Annotated in this window: 16 protein-coding genes; 10 read left to right on the plus strand and 6 right to left on the minus strand. The window is 69.1% G+C overall.

From position 1 onward, the window contains the following. Positions 1 to 438: 438 nt before the first annotated feature. Both ACZ49B_RS19980 and ACZ49B_RS19985 read left to right on the plus strand, forming a co-directional pair. The gene (locus ACZ49B_RS19980; protein WP_468307514.1) at positions 439 to 753 is read left to right on the plus strand and encodes a hypothetical protein; all 315 of its coding nucleotides are present in this window, start codon (positions 439 to 441) and stop codon (positions 751 to 753) included. A 460-nt stretch (positions 754 to 1,213) separates the two neighbouring features. Beyond that, the gene (locus tag ACZ49B_RS19985) at positions 1,214 to 2,227 is read left to right on the plus strand and encodes a LacI family DNA-binding transcriptional regulator (RefSeq protein ID WP_468307516.1); all 1,014 of its coding nucleotides are present in this window, start codon (positions 1,214 to 1,216) and stop codon (positions 2,225 to 2,227) included. A 79-nt stretch (positions 2,228 to 2,306) separates the two neighbouring features. On the opposite strand, the gene ACZ49B_RS19990 is transcribed toward ACZ49B_RS19985, so the two are convergent. The 3 genes from ACZ49B_RS19990 to ACZ49B_RS20000 all read right to left on the minus strand — a co-directional run bounded on the left by ACZ49B_RS19990 (position 2,307) and on the right by ACZ49B_RS20000 (position 6,562). After that, a complete protein-coding gene (locus ACZ49B_RS19990) occupies positions 2,307 to 4,328 on the minus strand; it encodes an N-acetylmuramoyl-L-alanine amidase (protein WP_468307517.1) in 2,022 nt (673 codons plus the stop codon). 610 nt (positions 4,329 to 4,938) lie between these two features. Continuing rightward, on the minus strand, positions 4,939 to 6,036 hold the full coding sequence (locus ACZ49B_RS19995) for a serine hydrolase domain-containing protein (protein ID WP_468307520.1): 1,098 nt from the start codon (positions 6,034 to 6,036) through the stop codon (positions 4,939 to 4,941). 58 nt (positions 6,037 to 6,094) lie between these two features. Beyond that, a complete protein-coding gene (locus ACZ49B_RS20000) occupies positions 6,095 to 6,562 on the minus strand; it encodes an alpha/beta hydrolase (protein ID WP_468307767.1) in 468 nt (155 codons plus the stop codon). A gap of 1,639 nt (positions 6,563 to 8,201) precedes the next feature. Here ACZ49B_RS20000 and ACZ49B_RS20005 point away from each other — a divergent pair. The 3 genes from ACZ49B_RS20005 (at position 8,202) to ACZ49B_RS20015 (ending at position 11,245) form a co-directional block, all read left to right on the plus strand. Then, a complete protein-coding gene (locus tag ACZ49B_RS20005; RefSeq protein WP_468307522.1) occupies positions 8,202 to 9,977 on the plus strand; it encodes a BCCT family transporter in 1,776 nt (591 codons plus the stop codon). Positions 9,978 to 10,125: 148 nt separating this feature from the next. After that, positions 10,126 to 10,488, plus strand: a complete 363-nt coding sequence (locus ACZ49B_RS20010; RefSeq protein WP_468307523.1) for a hypothetical protein — start codon at positions 10,126 to 10,128, stop codon at positions 10,486 to 10,488. A 196-nt stretch (positions 10,489 to 10,684) separates the two neighbouring features. After that, positions 10,685 to 11,245, plus strand: a complete 561-nt coding sequence (locus ACZ49B_RS20015) for a GNAT family N-acetyltransferase (protein WP_468307526.1) — start codon at positions 10,685 to 10,687, stop codon at positions 11,243 to 11,245. Positions 11,246 to 11,628: 383 nt separating this feature from the next. On the opposite strand, the gene ACZ49B_RS20020 is transcribed toward ACZ49B_RS20015, so the two are convergent. Next, positions 11,629 to 12,549 carry an endonuclease/exonuclease/phosphatase family protein gene (locus tag ACZ49B_RS20020; protein WP_468307528.1) on the minus strand — a complete coding sequence of 307 codons (921 nt, stop codon included), beginning with the start codon at positions 12,547 to 12,549 and terminating at the stop codon, positions 11,629 to 11,631. A 393-nt stretch (positions 12,550 to 12,942) separates the two neighbouring features. Continuing rightward, positions 12,943 to 13,896 (minus strand): hypothetical protein, encoded by a 954-nt coding sequence (locus ACZ49B_RS20025; protein WP_468307530.1) that lies wholly within the window; start codon positions 13,894 to 13,896, stop codon positions 12,943 to 12,945. 112 nt (positions 13,897 to 14,008) lie between these two features. Between ACZ49B_RS20025 and ACZ49B_RS20030 the strand changes: the two genes are divergently transcribed. The 5 genes from ACZ49B_RS20030 (at position 14,009) to ACZ49B_RS20050 (ending at position 21,499) form a co-directional block, all read left to right on the plus strand. Beyond that, positions 14,009 to 15,175 carry a S8/S53 family peptidase gene (locus tag ACZ49B_RS20030; RefSeq protein ID WP_468307533.1) on the plus strand — a complete coding sequence of 389 codons (1,167 nt, stop codon included), beginning with the start codon at positions 14,009 to 14,011 and terminating at the stop codon, positions 15,173 to 15,175. Positions 15,176 to 15,712: 537 nt separating this feature from the next. Further along, the gene (gene gnd / locus ACZ49B_RS20035; RefSeq protein ID WP_468307534.1) at positions 15,713 to 16,756 is read left to right on the plus strand and encodes a phosphogluconate dehydrogenase (NAD(+)-dependent, decarboxylating); all 1,044 of its coding nucleotides are present in this window, start codon (positions 15,713 to 15,715) and stop codon (positions 16,754 to 16,756) included. Between the two features lie 11 nt (positions 16,757 to 16,767). Continuing rightward, entirely contained in the window at positions 16,768 to 18,240 is a 1,473-nt protein-coding gene (zwf, locus tag ACZ49B_RS20040) for a glucose-6-phosphate dehydrogenase (protein WP_468307537.1), read from the plus strand. Between the two features lie 116 nt (positions 18,241 to 18,356). Then, positions 18,357 to 19,100 carry a beta-phosphoglucomutase family hydrolase gene (locus ACZ49B_RS20045; protein WP_468307538.1) on the plus strand — a complete coding sequence of 248 codons (744 nt, stop codon included), beginning with the start codon at positions 18,357 to 18,359 and terminating at the stop codon, positions 19,098 to 19,100. Beyond that, on the plus strand, positions 19,097 to 21,499 hold the full coding sequence (locus ACZ49B_RS20050) for a glycoside hydrolase family 65 protein (RefSeq protein WP_468307540.1): 2,403 nt from the start codon (positions 19,097 to 19,099) through the stop codon (positions 21,497 to 21,499). The genes ACZ49B_RS20045 and ACZ49B_RS20050 overlap by 4 nt, the downstream gene beginning before the upstream one ends. Positions 21,500 to 21,531: 32 nt before the next feature. Here the strand turns inward: ACZ49B_RS20050 and ACZ49B_RS20055 are convergent, their stop codons facing one another. Continuing rightward, positions 21,532 to 22,203, minus strand: coding sequence for a PAS domain-containing protein (locus tag ACZ49B_RS20055; RefSeq protein WP_468307543.1), 672 nt, complete (start codon positions 22,201 to 22,203; stop codon positions 21,532 to 21,534). Positions 22,204 to 22,358 lie beyond the last annotated feature (155 nt).

Raw genomic sequence — 22,358 nt, forward strand, 5'->3', positions numbered from 1 at the left:
TGAGGAATCTAGTCGGCGGACGGCATAGCTGCCCCGGCCGACTGCTGTAATCCTGGGCACGGCCTCAGCCTTGGGGCACACGCGGGGGGATTCATGCGATACGAAGTTCGGGCTGCCGGTGGGGCAGCGGTACTGCTGTTCACGTTCTTGACGGGCTGCTCGGGGGGAGCGGGAGCTTCTGCGGCGCCGGCCCCTTCTGGCAGCTCGTCCGTCATGTCGGCGCCGTCTCCCTCGCCTCAGGACCTGACCGAGGTCATCGAGCGGACCCGTTCCGTCGTGGCGAGGTCTGAGGCCGGCGGAAGCGCGGATGCCCCCGGCGCGCAAGGCTTCCTATTGGTCCAGGCATGGCCGACCGGCGCGGCCCACGCCTGGGAAACCCGCGATCAGCGGCTCTGCTGGGCCACGGTCTCCGGCTCTGTGGTCGGGGAGCGGGCCTGCATGACCGAGCCTCTGGACCCGCCCGTCGACACTCCCAGAGGAGTGACCGATATCGGCACCCTCTTCGGCGGCGGCTGGGGGCGCTTGTTCACTGCCGACCACCAAGAGGTGGCGTCCGCGACTTGTGGCGGCGTACTCCTGGAAGTCCGCCGGGTCGGCTCCGTCGCGAACGGTGCCCGAACGCTCTACGCCGTGTGGTTCCCGGACTACACCAAGGGCAGCATCGCCTTGTCGCTGCGGCACGACGGCAGCACGTCCGAGGGCCGGTTCCGGCTCGGCGACGCCGGTGATCGCATCTGTGGCGAAGCGCCCTGAGCGCCGCACCTGGCGCATGCCGCCAGCGGTCCGGCCTCTGCAGTCGATGTCGGAGACCGCAGCGAGCCGGGAACGGGCGTGCCCGCGGTGTCCGCGGTGCCGATGGCGCGATCACGTACGTGTCACCTTCCCGGTAGGGGTCCGTCGGCATCACGGACAGCTGCGACCGGCTCCCGTTCGCGCGCGGCGTCGGGCCGGCTTTCGAGCAGGCGCGAGAGAAGCCGTCACAAGGGTCCACCGCTGTGGCGGGCCGCTTTGGGTCATTGCTCGAGGACCTGAGGCCAGGCACTGGCCGACCCGAAGGTGAGGTCCGGGGCCGGCCATGTCGGATCGCGGTTCTGGCTGCCTGCAATCCGGCGCCGGCGTACCACGACCGGGGGTTCCGCCCGTACAGTTCCTGGACACTACACATGGTGCGCGCGGTCGACTCCCGCGCCCGGATGAGGGGCTCTCCACCGCTGTGGCAACGATCAATGACGTGGCACGAGCCGCCGGGGTGTCGGCCGCGACCGTCTCCCGGGTCTTCAACGGCGGGCGGGTCACCGCCGAGCTCGCCGAGCGCGTCCTGCGGTCCGCCGCCGAACTGCGCTTCGCCCCGAACCGGGTGGCCCGGGCCCTGCGGATGCAACGGTCCAGCGTGATCAGCCTGATCATCCCGGACATCGAGACCCCCTACTTCGCCTCGCTCGCGCGTGGCGTTGAGGACGCCGCACAGTCGAAGAACCATTCGGTCGTCCTGTGCAACAGCGACGAAGACCTCGACAAGGAGCGCCGCTACCTCGACACCGCACTGGCCGAGCAGATGGCCGGCGTGATCATCGCCGCCGCCTCTCGCAGCCGCACCGACCTGTCCCCGTTCGCCGGGATGCCCGTGGTGGCGGTCGACCGGCGGCCTCTGGGGGCCGCGGTCGACGCGGTCGTGATCGACAACGAGCACGGTGGTGAGCAGGCCACCGCGCACCTGCTGCGCAGCGGCTACCGCCGCATAGCGTGCATCACCGGGCCGGAAGGCACCTTCGCCGCGGAGGAGCGTCTCACCGGATACCGCGTCGCCATGGGAGAGCACCGGCGCGAACGGGGCGAGTCTCAGGCCCGGTCGGGTGATCTCATCCGGTACGCCTCCGGGCCGGAGGGTGGCCGGGACGCGATGGACGACCTGCTGGCGATGGAGGAGCCACCGGACGCGGTGTTCGTGACGGACGACCTCATGGCGGTCGGCGTCCTCGAGGCGCTGCGAGCGGCGGACAGGCAGCCTCCGCGGACCGGAGTGCTGTCCTTCGGTCACGTGCCCTGGGCGTCCCTGGTCGGACCGTCGCTCTCCACGGTCGAGCCGCCTGCGTACGACCTGGGCCGGACAGCCGTCGGTCTGTTGCTGGAACGTATCGCCGGGAAGGACAGGCCTCATCAGACGGTGGTGCTTCAGACCACCCTCCAGGTCCGTTCGAGTTCCACGGGACCGTTGCCCTCTCCGTGAGGGGACCCGCGGCGATCGGAGCGCCGGCGAAGGTGCGCCGGCGCTCCCACCACGGCCTGGCCGTCCGGTGCGTGCTCCGCTAGAAGGTGGTTTCGCCGGGCAGTCCGAAGTAGTCGTGCCACTTCTGGCCGCCGCCGAACGACGAGCCGTTCGAGAGCCCCACGTACACGTCCGCGGAAGCGGTGTGGGTGAACGTCACGATGTCGTCCTTGCCGTCACCGTTGTAGTCACCCAGGTACGGGTACTCGCCGGAGAGGCTGAAGAAGTCGTTGGCCTTGCCCCCGCCCGTGAAGTTCGAACCGTCGGAGAAGGCCACGTACACATCGGCGTTGCTGCCCTGGGTGAACGTGATGATGTCGTCCTTGCCGTCACCGTTCACGTCCCCCACGCGAGGCTGCTCCGTTCCCGGTGCGAAGAAGTCGTGCACCTTCCTCGACGGAGCGAAGGACGAGCCCGTCGACAAGGCCACGTACACGTCGGCGTTGCTGCCCTGGGTGAACGTGATGATGTCGTCCTTCCCGTCACCGTTGACGTCTCCGACCGCCGGGAACTCGCCGGCCGGAGCGAAGAAGTCGTGCCATTTCTGGCCTCCGCCGAACGACGAGCCGTTCGACAGGGCCACGTGGACGTCCGCCGTCGCGTTGTGGGTGAAGGTGACGATGTCGTCCTTCCCGTCGCCGTTGAAGTCCCCGGTCGCCGGCACCTCACCACTCAGCGAGAAGAAGTCGCTCCACTTCTGGCCCCCACCGAACGAGGTGCCGTTCGACAGCCCCACGTACACGTCGTTGTTCGGGCCGTGGGTGAACGTGACGATGTCGTCCTTCCGGTCGCCGTTGAAATCCCCGGTCAGCGGCGTCTCACCGGTCAGCCCGAAGTAGTCGTTCCACTTGACCGACGTTCCCGAGAAGGACGAACCGGTCGCCGTCGCCACGTACACGTCCGCCAACGACCCGTGGGTGAACGTCACCACGTCGTCCTTGCCGTCACCGTTGAAGTCCGCCGGCGAGCCGCCGAGCATCGGCTGGCTGCCGCCGTTGACCAGCTGCATGTAGTAGTTCCAGTTCCAGTTCGGGCCCGGGTCGGTGTGGTCGTTGCCCGGCACCTCGCTGTGGCCGACGATGTACGCCCGGGTCTTGGGGATGCCGTAGCGGTTCGCCAGATGCCGGGTGAGATCCGCCGATGACCGGTACATGGCGTCGGTGAACCACGACGGGTTGTCGACATAGCCCTCGTGTTCGATACCCACCGCATAGGAGTTGGCGGACCGCGCGTGGTACGCGGTGTCTCCGTCGCGGACCATCTGGGTCACCTGGCCGTCGGAGGAGCGGACCACGTAGTGGGCGCTCACCCCTGCGGACGGGTTCTGGAACCAGTTGACGGTGCCGGCGTACGACCCCTGGGTGACGTGTATGACCACCTTGGTGATCGCGGACGATCGGCCCGTCGAGTAGTTCGCCGGGTGTGCGGCCACCCAGCGCGCGGAGGGGTAGTCGGCGCTGAGGGTGCCCGCCTCGCGCTGGGTGGTGGAGTCGCCGGTGGAGTCGTCGAGGGAGCGGACGTTGGCGTATCTGCCCCGTTCCGGCGCCACCGGCCTGCGCTCCACGCTGACGGCTTCGCCTGCGTCCGTTCTGGTCCGTACGCCCTGGGCCAGGATTTCGTACACCGTGTCGGCGTAGAGCTTGGCCGTCCGGTCGTCCTCGGCACCGCTGTAGCGGGCGATCACCGAGTACCACTTGTCGACGTTCCGGCGGTCCTCGGAGTCGAGCCTCAGCTCGTCGGCGTAGTGACGCAGGACGGCGGCGCCGCCATGGATGTTGGCCGAAGTGTCGGCACGCAGTGCACTGGCCGGTTCGCCGGTGAGCTCGGAGGCGAGTTCCAGGGTGGTGCGCTGCGGGTTGCTGACGAGGTGCATCACGCCGTAGCCACCCGCGTGGCTGGGCTCGCCGTCGTGGTCGTCGAGGTGGGTCTCTGCGTACGCGACCGCAGTGAGGAGGTCCCGGGGAACCTGGTACGCGGAGTTCGCGTGGGTGAATGCCTGGTTGAGCGTGCCGGTGGCCGGCGGCGAGGGATCGGCCGGCGCGGCGTCGGCGGGCAGACCCATGAGGGCGAGCGAGGTGACGAGCGCGCCGCTGAATACAGCGAGGCGCGTCCCTCTCCATCGTGTTCGGATGCTGGACATCTTCTCCCGATCTGGTGGACGGAGCGTGTGAGCACGGCGGCGCGAGGGGTGGTCCGGCGGGGACCCGGGCATGGCGCGGCAGCCGTCGGCCATCGGAAATCAGCGACCGGGGCGGAGACGTACGCCGCGGCGTTCCGTGAGGGGCTGAAATCGATTTCAGGCGCAACGTACAGAGCTGTCATGAGCACGTCAACTCGCGTGCGCAAGTTCATTTCTGAGCACCCTAGTTGACGGATTCTTCGTGCATCCCAGGGGTTGACGAGGGCCTCGCCGACGGCGATGCTCCCTCGGCAGGCGTTTCGGATGCCCCAGAGGTAACGGACGCCGACCGCGGGGTCACCCGTGAAATCGATTTCGTACGGAGAGTGGAGGGCCGTTGATCAGGGGCTACCGGTGTCGAAGGGACCGCCCTTCGCACAGGATCCGGGCCCGGCGCGCCGGGCGGGCCTACGACGACGCCTATCGTCCTGGCGGCGTCGGCCTTGGGGCCCGGGCGTGTTACGTCAGGTCACGCGGCAGTGACATCCACCCGTCATTTGGCCCAGATCTCCAGCAGTTGATTGGCCGCACGGAAGTTGTCGGGTGAATCCACGTTGCACGCGACGGCTACGGCAGTGTTGCGGTCCGGCCTCACCTTGAACGTGCTGTGGAACCCCTCCCAGTCGCCGCGATGCACCAGGCTCTTGTCGGGGAGAAGGAGGATTCCGGCCCCGTACCGCCCTTCTTCGATGCCTCGCTGACGCAGGACGTCACCCACGCTCACCGCCCCCTCCGTGACTCCGGTGAGCAGCTGCGTTCCACCGATGCGACCGGTGCGGTAGTTGTCGGCCCAGCGGACCAATTCCCCAGGGGTGGTCTGCACGGATCCGTCTCCGTACTGATTCCAGGGGGAGGAGTTGGGAGTGAAGGAGCCGTCCTTCTCGTCGTACGACTTTGCCTTGCCGGGAAGATCCACCGCCGGGGACAGAGTCATGCGCAGGTGCAGCGGGGTGAAGAATTCCTGTTGGAGGAAGGTCGGGAAGGGTGTGCCGGTGACCCTTTCGACGACATGGGCCAGGAGGACGTAGTTGGAGTTGGAGTAGGAGAAGCGCTTGCCTGGCGGTTCTTCCGGCTGCGAGGCGAGGATGGCCGCGATCGCTTCCTTCTGGCCGGCCGGATCCGTCAGCTTGATGCCCTTGGCCTCCAGCAGGTCCTGGTAGTCGGTGATGCCGCTGGTGTGACGGATCAGGTCGCCCAGCGTGACCTTCTTCGTCCAGGCGGGCGGGTTGTCGAGGAAATCGGACAGGGGGTCGTCCAGAGCGAGTTGGTGCCGTCCTGCAAGCAAAAGGACCGCGTCTGCGGTGAATTGCTTGGAGTTGGAGGCCATGTCGAAGACGGTCTTCGAGGTGATGGCGCGCCCGGTCTTCAGATCGGCTTTCCCTCTCCCCGCCTCCCAGGCGACGCTTCCCCGTTTGCCGACCGCTGCCGCACAGCCCGGGCCATCGGCGGAAGGCACCAGTTCCTGGAGAACGGTTGCGCTGCGCTTCTCGCGGTCGTCACCGGTGGCGTATGCCTGCGGGTTCGCGACACCCGCCAGCGCAACCGCAACCAGGGCGCCCCCGACCGTGCACAACGACACCATCCGATTCATGGACACCACCTTCTTGCTTGAATTCCAGAAGCTACGACGCGATCCATGCTGGAAGGTCTCAAGGAGCGATCTCGAACTTCGGGGGCTTGAGGTCCTTGAGGCAGGCGGTGTTCGGGGCAGTCGGGGTGTCGAAGTAGGAGGCGGTGATGCCTTGGGCGCACTTCGAGTCGGCGAACACCACGGGGGGCGCGTGAGGGACCGGGACGACCGTGGCGCGGCTCAGGGTGCGGGCGACGTACTGACCGTTCTCGGCGCGGGTCTGGGCGTCGAAGCCACCTGAGAGGACGAGGGTCGGGATGTCGCTGCGCGTGACGTCCCGGATCGAGCGGGGGGGCCGCCGGGATGTTCCAGGCCTCGCAGTCCGGTCGGAGGAAGGGCAGCTGCGGTGCCTGGGCCCGCACCGAGGCGGGGAAGGGCGGGAACGCTTCCTGGGCGGCCCGGAGGGCCTGGGCCTCTGTTTCGTACGGCACCCACGCGCTGCAGAAGACGCCGTAGGCGAGGCGGTGGGAGATCCGGCCGAAGCAATGCGGGTTGGTCTTGGCGCCCGCCCATTGTTCGGCGACGCGCTGCGGGTTGCCGTGGGCCAGCTCGTCGAGGGAACGGGGGACGCCGGGGGCCACGTGGGTGGCGGAGGTCAGCCAGTTGACCAGCGCTCCGCCGTCCAGGACCACCTTCACCGGCTTCGGGCTGTCGGGGAGCGTCACGGTGGTGGTGATCGGCTTGGCCTCCAGGTCGCGGACCAGGCGCTCGAAGGTGGCGGACAGGTTCGGGTAGCGGCGGTTGCATGCCGGCTTCTCCGCGCAGGCTTTGAACGGGCCGTCGAGCCCTGCCGGGCGCTGCTCCGCGTCGCCGCCGCTCCGGCCGTGGACGGTGGCAGGATGCCGTCGATGCCGACCGACCGAACGCTTTCGGGGTGCAGGCGCGAGTACGTGAGTGCCAGGTCGGTTCCGTAGGAGATGCCGAAGACGTTCCACTACTTGAGGCCCAGCATGGTGCGCAGGTCCGCGTAGTCGGCGGCGCTCTGGATGTCGTTGTAGGCACTGAGGTCGGCCCCGGTGGCCGCCAGCTTCTCGCGGCAGGCCTTCGTCGCATCGACGTGCTCGCTCCCGCGGGCGTCTCCTCCTGCGCACTCGCGGGCACCGCGAGCAGGCCGGTGACGAGGATTCCGGCCGCCGCTGCGGCCGATCCGGTGCGCAACCGCCGTACGTGTGGGCGTGCCATCTGCCCTCCGGTCACTTCGGGGTGATCGTGAACGGTTCCCACGGGTGACGTGAACGGTTCCCACTTCAGGCCGCCTCGGAGCTGTCGGGCGCGGTCGGACGGAGGAGGAAGGGCCCCGGCACGAAGCGTGACGCGGCGGCCTTGCCGGGCCCGGTGATATCGGTGGTACCGGCATTCGGCGGTGCGGCGGAACGCACGCAATCAACGCTACTGGGTGGTCCGAGTACGTGCACATGGGCGGTCGACGACCACCGGCACCCGGCGCTGCTCGGCCGTGTGCCGCCGCTCTCTGACCGGCATGACCCGACGAGGCGGCTGGCTCCGCTGCTCGCACCAGCTCGTCCGGGAGGCGTCCGGCGCGGGCCGGCAGGTGGGGGTCGGAGGCCGGCAGGCGCACGTCTCCGCCCTGGGCGGAGGTGAGCGGCCCGGCTGTCCGCGGCGCCAACGGCCGACGACCTGGCCGCCGCGCAGTGCGGTCCACCTGGACGCGGTCCAGGAAGCGCGGTCGCCGTCCCGTCGGCGGCCCGGGGGCCGCTGTGTGGTCAGCGGGCGCCGGGGGCTTGGCCCGGCCGGGTCTGCGGGGAGGCATGGACGCGGCCGCGGGCTGTGCCGTGCGACGGGACGGAGGAGCATGACCGTGTCGGCGGCCCGTGGGCGGCACCCCGGTAGAGAGGGTGCCGCCCACGGTCACCGGCCGCGATGGTCGCCGGCCTGGAGAGACGTGCCACCGTCACTGACGCGTGTGTCCCCGAATGCGACCCCCAAACCCCGTTCGTGCCAACGGATTTCTGCACGAACGGCACATGCCGTGGCGCTGCTCGCCGCTGCCGGGCCCGAAGACACCACCTTCCTGGGACGGCGCAGGCCGGGCGAGTCACGCACGACGGGGCGGCCGCGCCGTGGTACGGGATACCAGAAGCCGATTCGGGCCGTGATCGCGAAGGGTGCCGCCTGTGTCTCAGGAGCAACGTAAACGGCGGCAGCGGCTGCGGCTGCCCGTGAAGGCGGCCCTGCCCGGCCGTCATCCGCAGGAGGACAAGGCGCCCGTCACCGACAGGGTGGTCTTCGGCGTGACGGCCGTACTGACCCTGGGCTTCGTGATCTGGGGCGTCACGGCCACCAGCACGCTGGAGAGCGTCTCCGACACCCTGCTGAACGGCCTGATGCACAACGGCGGCTGGGCGTTCGTCCTGGCCGCCTCGGGGTTCGTCGTGTTCGCGCTCTGGCTCGCCATCAGCCGGTACGGACGGATCGAGCTGGGCCAGGAGCACGAGGAGCCGGAGTTCAGCACCGTCTCCTGGGTCGCCATGATGTTCAGCGCCGGCATGGGCATCGGCCTGATGTTCTACGGCGTCAGCGAACCCCTCGCGCACTTCACCACTCCCCCGCCGGGCACCGACCCCGCCGACTCTGCGGACGCCATGCAGACGGCACTCGCCACCACGCTGTTCCACTGGACGCTGCACCCGTGGGCCATCTACGCGGTGGTCGGCCTGGCCATCGCGTACAGCACCTTCCGGCGCCGCAGGCGACAGACGATCAGCGCCGTCTTCGTCCCGCTCCTCGGGAAGGAGCGCGCCGAGGGCGCCCCCGGCCGGGTGATCGACATCCTGGCGATCTTCGCCACCCTGTTCGGCTCCGCCACGTCCCTGGGACTCGGCGCGCTCCAGATCGGCAGCGGCATGCACGAGGTGGGCTGGCTGAACAAGGCCGGGACGGGGCTGCTCGTCGCCATCATCGGCGTGCTGACCGTCTGCTTCGTCTTCTCCGCCGTCTCCGGCGTGGAGAAGGGCATCCAGTGGCTCTCCAACATCAACATGGTGTTGGCCGTCATCCTCGCGGTCTTCGTGTTCGTCGTCGGCCCCACCATCCTGGTCCTCGACCTGATCCCCACTTCCCTCGCCGCGTACTTCGAGGAGCTGCCGCAGCTGATGGGCCGCACCGAGGCGTCCACCGGCGGCGGCGACGTCGCCGACTGGCTGAGCAGCTGGACGGTCTTCTACTGGGCCTGGTGGATCTCCTGGACGCCGTTCGTCGGCATGTTCATCGCCCGCATCAGCCGGGGCCGTACGATCCGTCAGTTCGTCGGCGGCGTCATCCTGGTGCCCAGCACCGTGAGCCTGGTCTGGTTCGCGATCTTCGGCGGTACGGCCATGCGCCTGAAGGAGCAGGGAAGCCTCGGCGCCGCGACCACGCCCGAGGCACAGCTCTTCGGCGTGCTGCAGGAGTTCCCTATCGCCGGCGTGATGAGCCTGCTGGTGATGGTCTTGGTCGGCATCTTCTTCGTCTCCGGCGCCGACGCGGCGTCGATCGTGATGGGCACCCTCTCGCAGAAGGGCAGCTTCGAACCCGACCGGTTCATCGTCGTCTTCTGGGGAGTGGTGACCGGCGGGGTGGCGGCCGTCATGCTCCTCGTCGGTGAGGGCAAGGGCGACGCCCTTGCGGGACTGCAGCACTTGACGATCCTCGTCGCGGCTCCGTTCGTCCTGGTGATGATCGGCATGTGCTGGGCCCTCTTGCGGGACCTCCGCAGCGACCCGCTGATCGTCCGGGGCCAACTCGCCGAGGAGGCGGTGGAGGAAGCCGTGATCGCGGGCCACGAAAAGTACGCGGGCGAGTTCGAGATCCGCATCGGCCCGGCACAGGACGAGAGACCCGGGAAAGCGAGGGACGACCGCGACGGCCAGGAGGAGCCAGGAGCCCCGCCCCCGACCTCCTGACAGACACACGCGGCTGCTCGGTTTCCGCGCGCCGGAAGACGCTGCACGCAGCCCTGCCCGCTCGACCTGGGCTTGGACAGCACCCCGCCCCAGCCGTCACGCGCCTGCAGACGGGCTGGACGTCCTCAGCGACCGTAGGATCGGCGAGGTGAACGAACAGCAGCCGGGGCCGCACGTTGGTGACGCGCTCGGGGAGATGATCGATGCGTGGCTCTCCTTTGACGAAGGACTCCGCTCCGGAAGCGGTTTCGAGCAGAAGGCGTACGACCGCCTCGTGCAGGCACTACGTGGCTGCGCGCAGACCTGGGCGGAGCGCGACACCATCCCGCGGGTCGGGGTGAACGTGCTGGTCGACGTCTTTCCCGCCACCGAGGCCAACGCGGGGCTGTACGAGGGGCAGGCGGCGGACCGCGTCATGGAGGCGGCGTACGAGCTCCACGAACTGGTGGGAGCCTGCGTCGCGCTGGCGGATCTCCATGATGCTCCGCAGACTGGGCGGCCCCGCCGGTGAGCCGTGAGCGGCCAGTGGGATCAGGGCATATGCGCACTGCGCGGTGAGAGCCGACGCCGCTGCCGTTTCCACCCGGCCGCGGTGGAGGCTGGCTCGGCGCCGAGTGAGTGTTCGGTAGCGCCAAAAGTCCAGGTCACAGCGCTAGTTGGCACCTTGGAGGTCTGGACTCGAGGAACCGGAAATGATCCAATAGGGGATGACTTCGTTTTGGGTAGGCGAGCGTGTACGTCTGCGCGGTATCGAGCCCGGTGATGCGGCTGCGTTCATGCGTTTCACGGAAGACGAGGAGGGTCTGGGCGACCTGATCGGCCCACCCAAGTCCGCCGAAGGATACCGTGTCTGGGCCGGCGCCCAGGCGACTGCCAAGCCTGATGCCGACCGCTTCCATCTAGCGGTCGAAGCCATCGGTACAGGGGAGATGGTCGGCGCCGTTGGCTCGCATCAAGCTGACGCGCGTATGGGCTGGTTCGAGTACGGCATCACGATCGGTGCCGAGCATCGCCGCAAGGGATACGCGGCAGAGGCTGCGGTGTTGCTGCTTCGTTTCATGTTCGATGAGAACCGATACCACAAGTGCCAGGTCCGTATTTTCGCACACAACGAAGCATCGCTGGCTCTCCACCGTCGGCTCGGCTTCGTGGAGGAAGGCCGACTGCGTGAGCTCGTCTATCTCTCCGGTCGGCACAACGATGTCGTCATGATGGGCATGCTCGCCGGTGAGTTCGCCCAACTCCACTCTGGGGACCTGACGGTCTGACTCTGACCCCCGCGAGGCCAGGTCATCCATGCACTTGTCGCAGGGAGGCTCGGCGGGGTCGTCCGATTCAGCAGCGGAGCTGGGCGGCACGGGGATACTTGTCCGGCTTCGACGGCACGCCTCCGAGCAGGGACGAGTGGTGCCCACGCTGGTGTCCGCAGTGAGCACAACCTTGCTCCGGTAACTGGTCCGTCGTCATGACCGCAGGGTATCTGCGCATCACAGCATCGCCCGAGTAGTCCTGGTCGGCGTTCCCCGAGGCCTGGCGGGCCAGGATGCCGAGTACCACCGGAGTGCCCATACCGACCTCGTGCGCATGACTTGCGTTGCCGAAAGTCTTATGCCATACGGCACTCGGGCGGCAGGGCGGTCCGGGTCCGACCTCACGCGGAGGGCGCGACCTCCACGCTGTAGACGAGGAACCGGTGGTCGGAGAGGTTCTTCTGGCCCTCCGGGGCCGTCGGCTCCACGAAGCAGGACCGGGGCTTCAGGCTGCTGAAGAGGTAGTCGAGCTTGGTGTTGCTCGAGTGGGTGGCGGTGCCGGTGCGGCCCGGGAAGTTCTTCTGGTCGCACTCCTTGTACGCGGAGTACAGGTCTGCGGGCTTCCACACCTTTGCGTACTTCTCGCCGGCGTCGGGCGGCAGGGTGTTGAAGTCGCCGCCGAACACCACCTTGGGCGAGTCCTCGACGATGTCGGAGACCGCGAGCTGGTAGTCGTCGCGGTAGTCGAGGCCGGGATAGTCCGGGTCCTCCTCGCTCAGCTCGCGCGGGCTGTGCACGGCACACAGCCGGACCTCGAAGTAGTCGGCGGTCGCACAGTGGAAGGGCGGGACCAGCGCCGTGCTCGGCTGCACCATCGGGTACTTGAGCGGGGCCGACAGGCCTGCCTTGACCACGACGGCGGTGCCGACGTCGTCGTTCGGATCCAGCGGCTCGCTGGTGCCCGGCTTGGTCTCGCACGGGCTGACCGTGGTGATCACACCCTTCTGCGACCAGTGGTAGGGCTGGAAGCTGACGCTCCACGCCGGGCCGAGCTCCGCGGTCAGCTTCCGCAGGGTGCTCTGGCAGACCTCCTGCAGCAGCATGGCCTGCACGTAACGCTGCTGGACCTGCTGCTTCAGCAGCGCGACCTTCGCGTCGGTCTGCCGCTCCCCGCACCCGCCCCACCGCACGACGTCGCACATGTTCCAGCTCAGGACCTGCAGATTGGTCCCGGCCGGCGGAGTCGCCGCCACACTCGCCCCCGGCCCCACCCCGAGCACCACCAGCGCGGCCCCCGCCGCCAACCCCAAGAACTTCCGCATGACTGCTCCCCGTAACCCGGCCTGTCCGGCCGATCCCACCGACAAAGATCCAGACTCTACGCAACGCCCGAGGACGGCCGAACGGCAGCCCGGGCAGAGGGCTGGCCGCCGCCCGGCAGTGTGGCTGCCGGGCGGTGGATATGTCGGTGAGCGAGCGAAGCGCTCGTCAGCGCGTGTGGGAGGCGGCCCTGACCAACCTTGTTGATGACGTTTTGAACTTGCGGACGGCGCGTGCCCTGCCCACGGAGACCTACTGTGGCGGGCGATGTGGTCGCTGCAGGGTGGTGCGGGGCGGGACATCCGGCCGCGCTGTCAGTCGCAGCGACCTGCGCGGCGAAAGATTGAAACCGGCGTGGCGCTCCGCGCTGCGTTCTGGCTGGTTGTGCGGGCCGTTCATGAGCAGCCGGAAGTCGCCACGATCGACTTGATGTCTACTGCACGTACTGGCATGACGTCACCATTGGGTCGTTTGATGCGCAGCTCGGTGGGTGTTTTGGTGTCGATAAGCGTTCCGCATACCCCGGAACCATCAAGCCGGGTGATTTGGACGGGAATTCCCCGTGGCCAGAACGCGACGCAGCCAACGATCACTGTCAGGGCGGCCAGCGACAGCAGAGCGAGGAGGACAGCGGTGCGGAGATTTCGTGACGCATTCTCCACGAGGCTTCGCCGGTTGACGTACCATCTCTCCTGAGCCTCGTCATTGCCGATGTCGACTACCACCGGCCAGCCATAGGCTGCACGGTAGGCCGCGACGATGGCCCAGGCGGCAGCGAATACTGCCACAGCTGCTGCGCCTGCTAGCACCATGAGGGCTTCCTGGGGCAGCCCTGAGAAGCTGTCCTTGCCCGTTACGAGTCCTGCCAGGCCGAACAGCCCGAACAGCGCCGTGACCGCCCCGATCCATTTCTCTGCTGCGGAGCGAATGGTCGTCTCGTCGTTCGCCATTGCCTGCCTCGCCGCCTGAGCAGCCGCCAGCATTGATTCGTCCGAGGCAGCAAAAATGCGCTGTCCGTCACCATCAGGACTCAGGCGAATGGTGGCCAGCCACTCCCTTCCACAGCTCTTCCAGCGGTTGGAGGGATCTGCTTCATCGGAATGACCATGACCGCAGACACATTCGCATGCTACCGTCAGCCGCTCCTTCGGCGGGAGCGCCCGCCCGCTTCCCGCAGCACCCCTGGAAAGCCTCGTTTGCACCACGTTCTGCCGCGTGGTGTGGCCGCAGCGCGGGCACGGTCCTTCAATCGCAGCAATTCCCTCACCATCAAGGGGAACAACGGCCCAGCCGACCAGCTCCGCGTCAGTGACCATGTACTTGCCCGGCACATACGACACCTCTGTCATGGCCCCAGTCTCGAGCCGGCCCGCACTATCGACCAGCGTTGCTCGTCCAACTGGCAGATGCGGCCGCGCCCGGTTCCGGAGGCCGTCCTACCGTGGCAGCGAGGAGGCACTCATGTGTGATGACAGTGCGGAGTACTCAACGGTGGTCGGACCGCTCTGGGCGGTGACGGAACTGATGGAAAACTGGGAGAGACTGGAGGCGCCGCGCAGGCTGGATGTCAGCCGCCCCAATCTCGTCGAGTTCGGCCACATCAGCCCTGACGCCGGCGACCTGTTCAGTAATCCGAAAATTCCGGCGATCGCCGTCGCATACCACCGGAAACGCATGGGGATCCACGTTACGGCCGCCCTGCAATCCGAACTGATGGCAGGGAGCAGGATACGGGGCATTCTCGCGCTACCGCAGCTCATGTGGGAGCCTGGATACCTCTTTACTACAGCCGCCGGGGGCGTTCCCCAGGTACCGGGCGGCGACAATCCTGACTCCGATCCCGATAAACTTCTCGAGAGACTCAGGAGCTTCATTTCCAAAAGACAGAAATACGCCTTCGAACCGCATAAACTGCAACAACTAGCGGACAGTGTCCCGCGTGTTCCTGACGACAGGAAGGCGGCCGGATCCCGGGCCGCGGTGCTGGACACCGGGATGCTCGGCGCCGAGGTCGACATGATCGACTTCCTTGGCTGCGATCAGAGAGCTGCGCTCCCCATCGCATCGGAAGACCGCCACGGACATGGCACGGCAGTGGCGCTCGCCATTCAAGCCGTCAACGGCAGTGCCGCTGTCCACCCCATCCGGGTTTTGAATGAAAACTGCGAAGGCCATTCCTACGAGGTGCTCTCCGCACTGATCTGGGCCCTGTTCTCCGGCGAGTACGACCTGATCAATGCCAGCCTGTCCAGCCCGGTTTCGGGATCGTGCGACTCCGCACTGGGCAAGAGCATCGACTACCTGCTCGCTTACGGTCGCGACACCTGGGGGAAGCTGCCCATCCTCGTGGCTGCGGCGGGCAACGACACCGGTGCTCCGAGCGGCTATCCGGCTCGACTTCATGGTGTCATCGTCGCCCTTGCCCTGGACCAGAACTCGCAGCACGCAGCCTACAACTCCACGCCGCCTCCCAATTCAATTATCGAAACGGCATACGGCGGACACGAGCTCGACCCGCTGGGCGACCTGACCCGCCTGAAGATCAGAAACGGACCCACCGGGCCCGACGCAAAAATCTGGGGCACCTCCTTCGCGGCCGCTGCCATCTCGGGCGCATACCTTCAATAGCCCACGATCCTCCCCCTCGTCGGAGTGAGCGCATCGCCGGGGGGCGGACAGGCAGAGCCGCACAGGCAGCGGTCTGGATCACGGACTACGACGCCGTGCACGACCAGTCCAGGAATTGGTGGACGTGGTGGCGGTACGGGGCATCTCGGTCGGCTTGGGGTGCCCCGAGGACGGTGCGCTGTGTCTCTACGTCGACAACGTGCGTGTCCTCCCCGGAGTGCTCGACGCGGCGTCTCCGTCGCCACAGGCGAGCGATGCCTCGGCTCCTCCCCCACCGCCCACCGGCGCAGTCGTCTGCGAGGCGGCAAGGGCCCGCCCCGGACGGCAACCGGCCGTACCCCGCATGGAGCACAGCAGGCCGTGCCTCGAGACGGCCGACAGGGCCGAGTGGCGGAGTTCCGGGTGCCGGGGGTGTGGTGGACGGGCACAGTGGGCGCGGAGGGGGGAAGGCGGCGCGGGCGGTGCCGCGCACGCGGGACGACGTGTCCTGCGTGACGCGGGCTCGCGGCCAGGAAGCGGGAGAACGGGAGCACGGCGATGACATCGGACGCCCCCATGCAGCTCGGGATGGTCGGACTCGGCCGGATGGGCGCCAATCTGGTGCGCCGGCTCATGCGGGACGGCCACCGGTGCGTCGTCAACGACGTCAGCCCCGACGCCGTACGGGCGCTGGAGGGGGAGGGCGCGACGCCGGCCTTCTCGCTGGAGGAGCTCGTCGAGCGGCTGGAACGGCCCCGCGCCGTGTGGCTCATGGTGCCGGCGGGCGTGGTCCAGGAGACCCTGGACCGGCTGGTCGGGCTCCTGGAGCCCGGCGACACGGTCATCGACGGCGGCAACTCCTACTACCGGGACGACATCAGCCGGGCCCGGGCCCTCACCGAGCACGGCATCCACTACGTCGACTGCGGCACCTCGGGCGGTGTCTGGGGCCTGGAACGCGGCTACTGCCTCATGATCGGCGGCGAGCAGGGCCCCGTGGAGCGGCTCGGCCCCGTCTTCCGGACGATCGCGCCCGGCACCGGCAGCGCCGAGCCCACCCCCAGCCGGACCCGGACCGACGGCACCGCGTCGCACGGCTACCTCCACTGCGGGCCCAGCGGCGCCGGTCACTTCGTGAAGATGGTCCACAACGGCGTGGAGTACGGGATGATGGCCGCCATCGCCGAGGGCCTCGCCATCATCAAGCACGCCGACGCCGGTCTGAGCTCGCGCACCGCCGACGCCGAGACCGCACCCCTGTCCCATCCCGAGGCCTACCAGTACGAGATCGACGTGGCCGAAGTCGCCGAGGTGTGGCGCCGCGGGTCGGTCGTCGGCTCGTGGCTGGTCGACCTCACCGCCGACGCCCTGGCCCGCTCGCCGCAGCTGGACGACTTCTCGGGCCGCGTGTCGGACTCCGGCGAAGGGCGCTGGACCGTGCTGGCGGCCATCGAGGAGAGCGTGCCCGCCCCGGTGATCAGCGCCTCCCTCTACGAGCGCTACGAGTCCAGGGGGCTCGGCGAGTTCACCGCCAAGGTGCTGTCCGCCATGCGCAGCGAGTTCGGCGGCCATGCCGAGAAGCGCCCCGGCGCGGACGCGTGAGGGCGCTCGCCGTGGACAGGGATTCCGGCACCTCGCAGCCCCGGCCGCGCCCCGCGGACCACGTCGTCGTACTCTTCGGCGCGACGGGTGACCTGGCCAGGCGCAAACTGCTGCCGGGCCTCTTCCACCTCGCCAAGGCGGGGCTCCTGCCGCAGCGCTACCGCATCGTCGGCTCGGCCCCGGCGGCCGAGGCCCTGAGCGACGAGCAGTTCCGCGCCCACGCGCGCAAGGCCGTGGCGGAGTTCGGCCGCTCGCGCCCCGAGGGCCCCGCGTGGCAGGAGTTCGAGGCCGCCCTGTCCTTCGGCTCGGCCGACACGGACGCGACCGAGCCGCTGGTGACGGCGGTGGGCGAGGCCGAGCGGGCCGTCGGCGGCGCTCCGCGGCGGTTGTTCCACCTGGCCGTCCCGCCCGTGGCGTTCACTTCCGTCATCGGGTTGCTCGGGGCCACGGGGCTGGCGCAGGACGCGCGTGTCATCGTAGAGAAGCCCTTCGGGACGGACCTCGCGTCCGCCCGCGCGCTCAACGCGGCCGTCCACGCCGTATTCGACGAGTCCCGGGTGTTCCGCATCGACCATTTCCTCGGCAAGGAGGCGGTGGACAACATCCTCGCCCTGCGGTTCGCCAACGGTCTCGTCGAGCCGCTCTGGAACCGCGAGCACATCAGCCACGTGCAGATCGACGTGCCCGAGCAGATCGACATCCAGGGCCGCGCCCACTTCTTCGAGGGCACCGGAACCTTCCGCGACATGGTCGTCACGCACCTGTTCCAGCTCCTCGGGTTCGTGGCGATGGAACCGCCGGTCTCCCTCGAGGCGCAGTCGCTCCGGGACGAGCAGGTCAAGGTCTTCCACAGCATGCGGCCCCTGGACCCGGCCCACGTCGTACGCGGCCAGTACACCGGCTATCGCGCCGAGCCGGGGGTGGATCCGGCCTCCGACACCGAGACCTTCGTCGCACTGCGCGTCGACATCGACAACTGGCGTTGGGCCGGTGTGCCCTTCCACCTGCGCTCGGGCAAGGCGCTGGCCGAGGGCAGGCACGTCGTCACCCTCGGCCTGCGCGAGCCCGTGCTGGCCATGTTCCCCCTGGACGCCCGGGAGGCGGCGGACGGCCGCGCCAACGAGCTCGTCATCGACTTCGCCGACCCCGGCACCATCACCGCCCGCTTCCTCGCCAAGGAACCCGGCCCCACCATGCAGCTCGCGGAAGCCGACATGGTCTTCGGCTACCAGAACTCCTTCACCACCGAGAACTCCCTGGAGGCGTACGAGCACCTCATCCTCCAGGCCATGCTCGGCGACCAGTCCCTCTTCACCCGCTCCGACGGCATCGAACGCCTGTGGGAGGTCTCCGCTCCGCTGCTGGACGCGCCTCCGCCCGTCGTCCCGTACGCCTCCGGATCCTGGGGGCCCGAGGCCATCACCTCCCTCGTCGCCCCCTACCGGTGGCACCTGCCCGAACGACACCGGCCCGGCGGGCGGTGAAGCGGCGGGCGCGCGTTGCTCCGAACGCCACACCCCCTCAGCCGCACGGGTCACCCCGCCCGTCCTACGGGCGCCGCGCTGCCCGCCGGCCGCCGCATCCTCCTAGCCTCGACGGCATGCTGGGACTCCCCGACCACGTCAGCGCCTGCCTCTTCGACCTCGACGGCGTGCTCACCCGGACCGCGAAGGTCCACGCGGCCGCCTGGAAAGAGATGTTCGACGACTACCTGCGGGCGCGGGCCGACCGCGACGGCGCGCCGTTCGTGCCCTTCGACGCCGTGCACGACTACGACGAGTACGTGGACGGCCGCCCCCGCGAGGACGGCGTACGCACCTTCCTCGCCTCCCGTGACATCACGCTGCCCGAGGGCACGGGGAGTGACGGACCCGACCAGGAGACGGTCCACGGCCTGGGCACCCGCAAGAACGACCTGGTGCTCCGGGCGATCCGCGAGCAGGGCGTGGAGTCCTACGAGGGCTCCGTGGCCTACGTGCGCGCCGTACGCGACGCGGGCCTGCGCCGCGCCGTCGTCTCCTCCAGTGCCAACTGCCGCGACGTGCTGGTGGCGGCCGGCATCGAGGACCTGTTCGAAGACCGTGTCGACGGCATCACCATCGCCGAACAGGGCTTGCGCGGCAAGCCCGCCCCCGACAGCTACCTGGCGGCCGCCCGCCTCTTCGCCGCCGACCCGCGCGATGCCGCGGTGTTCGAGGACGCGCTGGCCGGGGTGGCCGCCGGCAAGGCGGGCGGCTTCGGTTTCGTCGTCGGCGTCGACCGCACCGGTCAGGCCGCCGAACTTCGGGCGCACGGGGCCGATGTCGTCGTCACCGATCTCTCCGAGCTGCTGGACCGCGGATGATCACTCACGAGAACTTCGCGACCGAGTCCTGGCAGCTGCGGGAGACGGCTCTCGACCTCGACGTGCTCGCGCAGAGCGAATCCGTGTTCGCCCAGTCCAACGGCCATCTCGGCTGGCGCGGCAACCTCGACGAGGGCGAGCCCCACGGCCTGCCGGGCTCCTACCTCAACAGCGTCTACGCGAGCCGCCCACTGCCCTACGCCGAAGCCGGGTACGGGTATCCGGAGTCCGGGCAGACCATCATCAACGTCACCGACGGCAAGGTCATCCGGCTGCTCGTCGACGACCACCCCTTCGACCTGCGCTACGGCGAACTCCTCTCGCACGAACGCGTACTGGACTTCCGTACCGGCGTCCTGAGCCGGTCCGTGGAGTGGGTCACGCCCTCCGGCCGGACCGTACGCCTGACCTCGCATCGCATGGTCTCCCTCACGCAGCGGGCCGTCGCGGTGATCTCGTACAGCGTCGAGACCGTCGACGGTCCGGCCACCATCGCCGTGCAGTCCGAGCTCGTCGCCAACGAGCAGTTGCCCACGGCCTCCGACGACCCGCGCATGGCCGCCGCCATCGACTGCCCGCTGCTCCCCGAGGAGCACTACGCGCACGACACCCGGCTGCGCCTCGTCCACTGCACGGCCACCAGCGGGCAGCGCGTCGCGGTGGCGGCCGACCACATCGTGGAAGGCCCCGCCGGCACCGCGTGGGCCGCCGAGAGCGAACCGAACGTCGCCCGTCTGACCGTGACCGCCACCCTCGAACCAGGGCAACGGCTCGAACTCGTCAAGTTCGTGGCCTACGGCTGGTCGGCACAGCGCTCCCTGCCCGCCGTACGCGACCAGGTGGAGGGCGGGCTGGCAGGGGCCCGCACCACCGGCTGGCAGGGGTTGCTCGACGCACAGCGGGCCTGCCTGGACGAGTTCTGGTCCTGTGCCGACGTCGAGGTGGAGGGCGACGAAGAGGTCCAGCAGGCCGTTCGGTTCGCCCTCTTCCACCTCTACCAGGCCTCCGCGCGCGGCGAGCGGCGCCCCATCCCGGCCAAGGGCCTCACCGGCACCGGCTACGACGGCCATGCCTTCTGGGACACCGAGTCCTTCGTCCTGCCCGTCCTCACGCACACCGCGCCGTACACCGTCGCCTCCGCACTCGCATGGCGGCATTCCACGCTTCCCCGCGCACTGGAACGCGCCCGTCAACTCGGCCTGGAGGGGGCGGCCTTCCCCTGGCGTACGATCAACGGCGCCGAATGCTCCGGCTACTGGCCCGCCGGGACCGTCGCCTTCCACGTCAACGCCGACATCGCCGCGGCCGTCGAACGGTACGTGTTCTCCACCGGCGACCGGGAGTTCTACCGCGGGCCCGGACTCGACCTGCTGGTGCACACCGCCAGGCTCTGGCGCTCGCTCGGCCACTTCGACGCGGACGGCGTCTTCCACATCGACGGGGTCACCGGCCCCGACGAGTACAGCGCCATCGCGCGGGACAACCTCTACACCAACGCCATGGCCCGGCGGAACCTCCTCGCCGCGGCGGACGCCGTCTCCCGCCACCCGGACCGGGCGCCGGACCTCGGCGTCGGCACCGAGGAGATCGCGGACTGGCGCAACACCGCCGCGCAGATGTCCCTCCCCTACAACCCGCGGCTCCAGGTGCACGAGCAGGCCGACGGCTTCACCGACCAGGAACCCTGGGACTTCGACGGCACCTCCGAGGACCAGTACCCGCTGCTGCTGCACTTCCCGTACTTCGACCTGTACCGCAAGCAGGTCGTCAAGCAGGCGGATCTGGTCCTGGCCATGTTCACGTGCCCGGACGAGTTCACCGCCGAGGAGAAGGTCCGCAACTTCGCCTACTACGAGCCGCTGACGGTCAGGGACTCCTCCCTCTCCGCCTGCTGCCAGGCCGTGCTCGCCGCCGAGACCGGCCACCTGCGCCTCGCCTGGGCCTATTCCCGCGAGGCGGCGCTGATGGACCTGGACGACCTCGAACACAACACGCGGGACGGCCTCCACATGGCCTCGCTCGCCGGCACCTGGATCGCCCTGGTCCAGGGCTTCGGTGGGCTGCGCCGCATCCATCAGGCTCCGGCCGCACACCCGCAGGACCAGCCGTCCGGGATCCCGCAGGCCGAGGAACCGCCGGCCCCCGTGCGCTTCGCGCCGCGTCTGCCGCCCTCGCTGACCCGGCTGGCCTTCAACGTCCGTGTCCAGGAGCGGCTGATCCGCATCGACATCGGCCCGTCGACGGCCCGCTACACGCTCCTGTCCGGAGGGCCCCTCACCGTGACGCACCACGGCGACCGGGTCGCACTCGCCGTGGACACGCCGGCGGAACTCCCCGTCCCACCCGCGCCCGACTCCCCCGAACCCCGCCAGCCCAAGGGCCGCGCCCCCGGCACCTGAGGTGCACGGCGGCAGGGTACGGGAACACTGCCTCAGGGCCGCTCCGGTCCGGCCGCCGCCACCCGCGGAGGCCACGCCGTGGGGTCCAGCAGGCCCAGGACGTAGGCGCGGGCGATCAGAGCGGGCCGGTTGGGTACGCCGAGCCGTCGGCAGAGGCGGGTCACGTGGTAGTTGACCCCGTCGACGGTGAGGCCCACCTCGCGGGCGACGGCCGATCCCGACGCCCCCGCCGCGACGAGCGGCAGGATGCGCGCCTCCTGGGGGCTCAGGCCGTCGGCCGGGTCCTCCGGTGGCAGCTCGGGGCGGCCTCCGCTCGTTTCCTCGGTCAGCGAGACCAGCAGGCGGGGGATGTCGTCCTGCGGGTCGGAGACCGGTTCGACGGTGACCCGGCCGTGGCGGGCCGTTCCCCGGACCCGCCAGCTCACCTCGACCGGGTAGCGGGACCTGCGGCGCGAGCGGAGGGCCTCGTCCAGTCTGCGCAGCTGCCGCTCGTTGGTCGGAGTGAGGATGTCGAGGAGTCGGCGGCCTTCCAGTTTTCCCGGTTGGAGCTGCCATGCTGAGGCGAACGCGGGGTTCGCGCCGAGGATCAGTCCGTATGCATCGCTGATCGCCAGTGCCACGGGCGCCCTGTCGAACAGGCTGACGAAACGTGACCGCCAGGCCGCCGCCACCTCGTCCAACGCATGCCCCGACGGCTGTGTCACGCACTCTCCCTCTGCCACGGCCAACTGCCCCCGATCAAGGCCCGGAACGGAAAACACCACTACAAGAATAGGTAGTCGTCGTACGCGATCGCCCCGGCGGCCGCGTCACCGTGGACACGACACGGCATCCGGTCAGTGGACGGGTGCACGGGTCC

This window comes from Streptomyces sp. NPDC031132 (assembly GCF_055570595.1).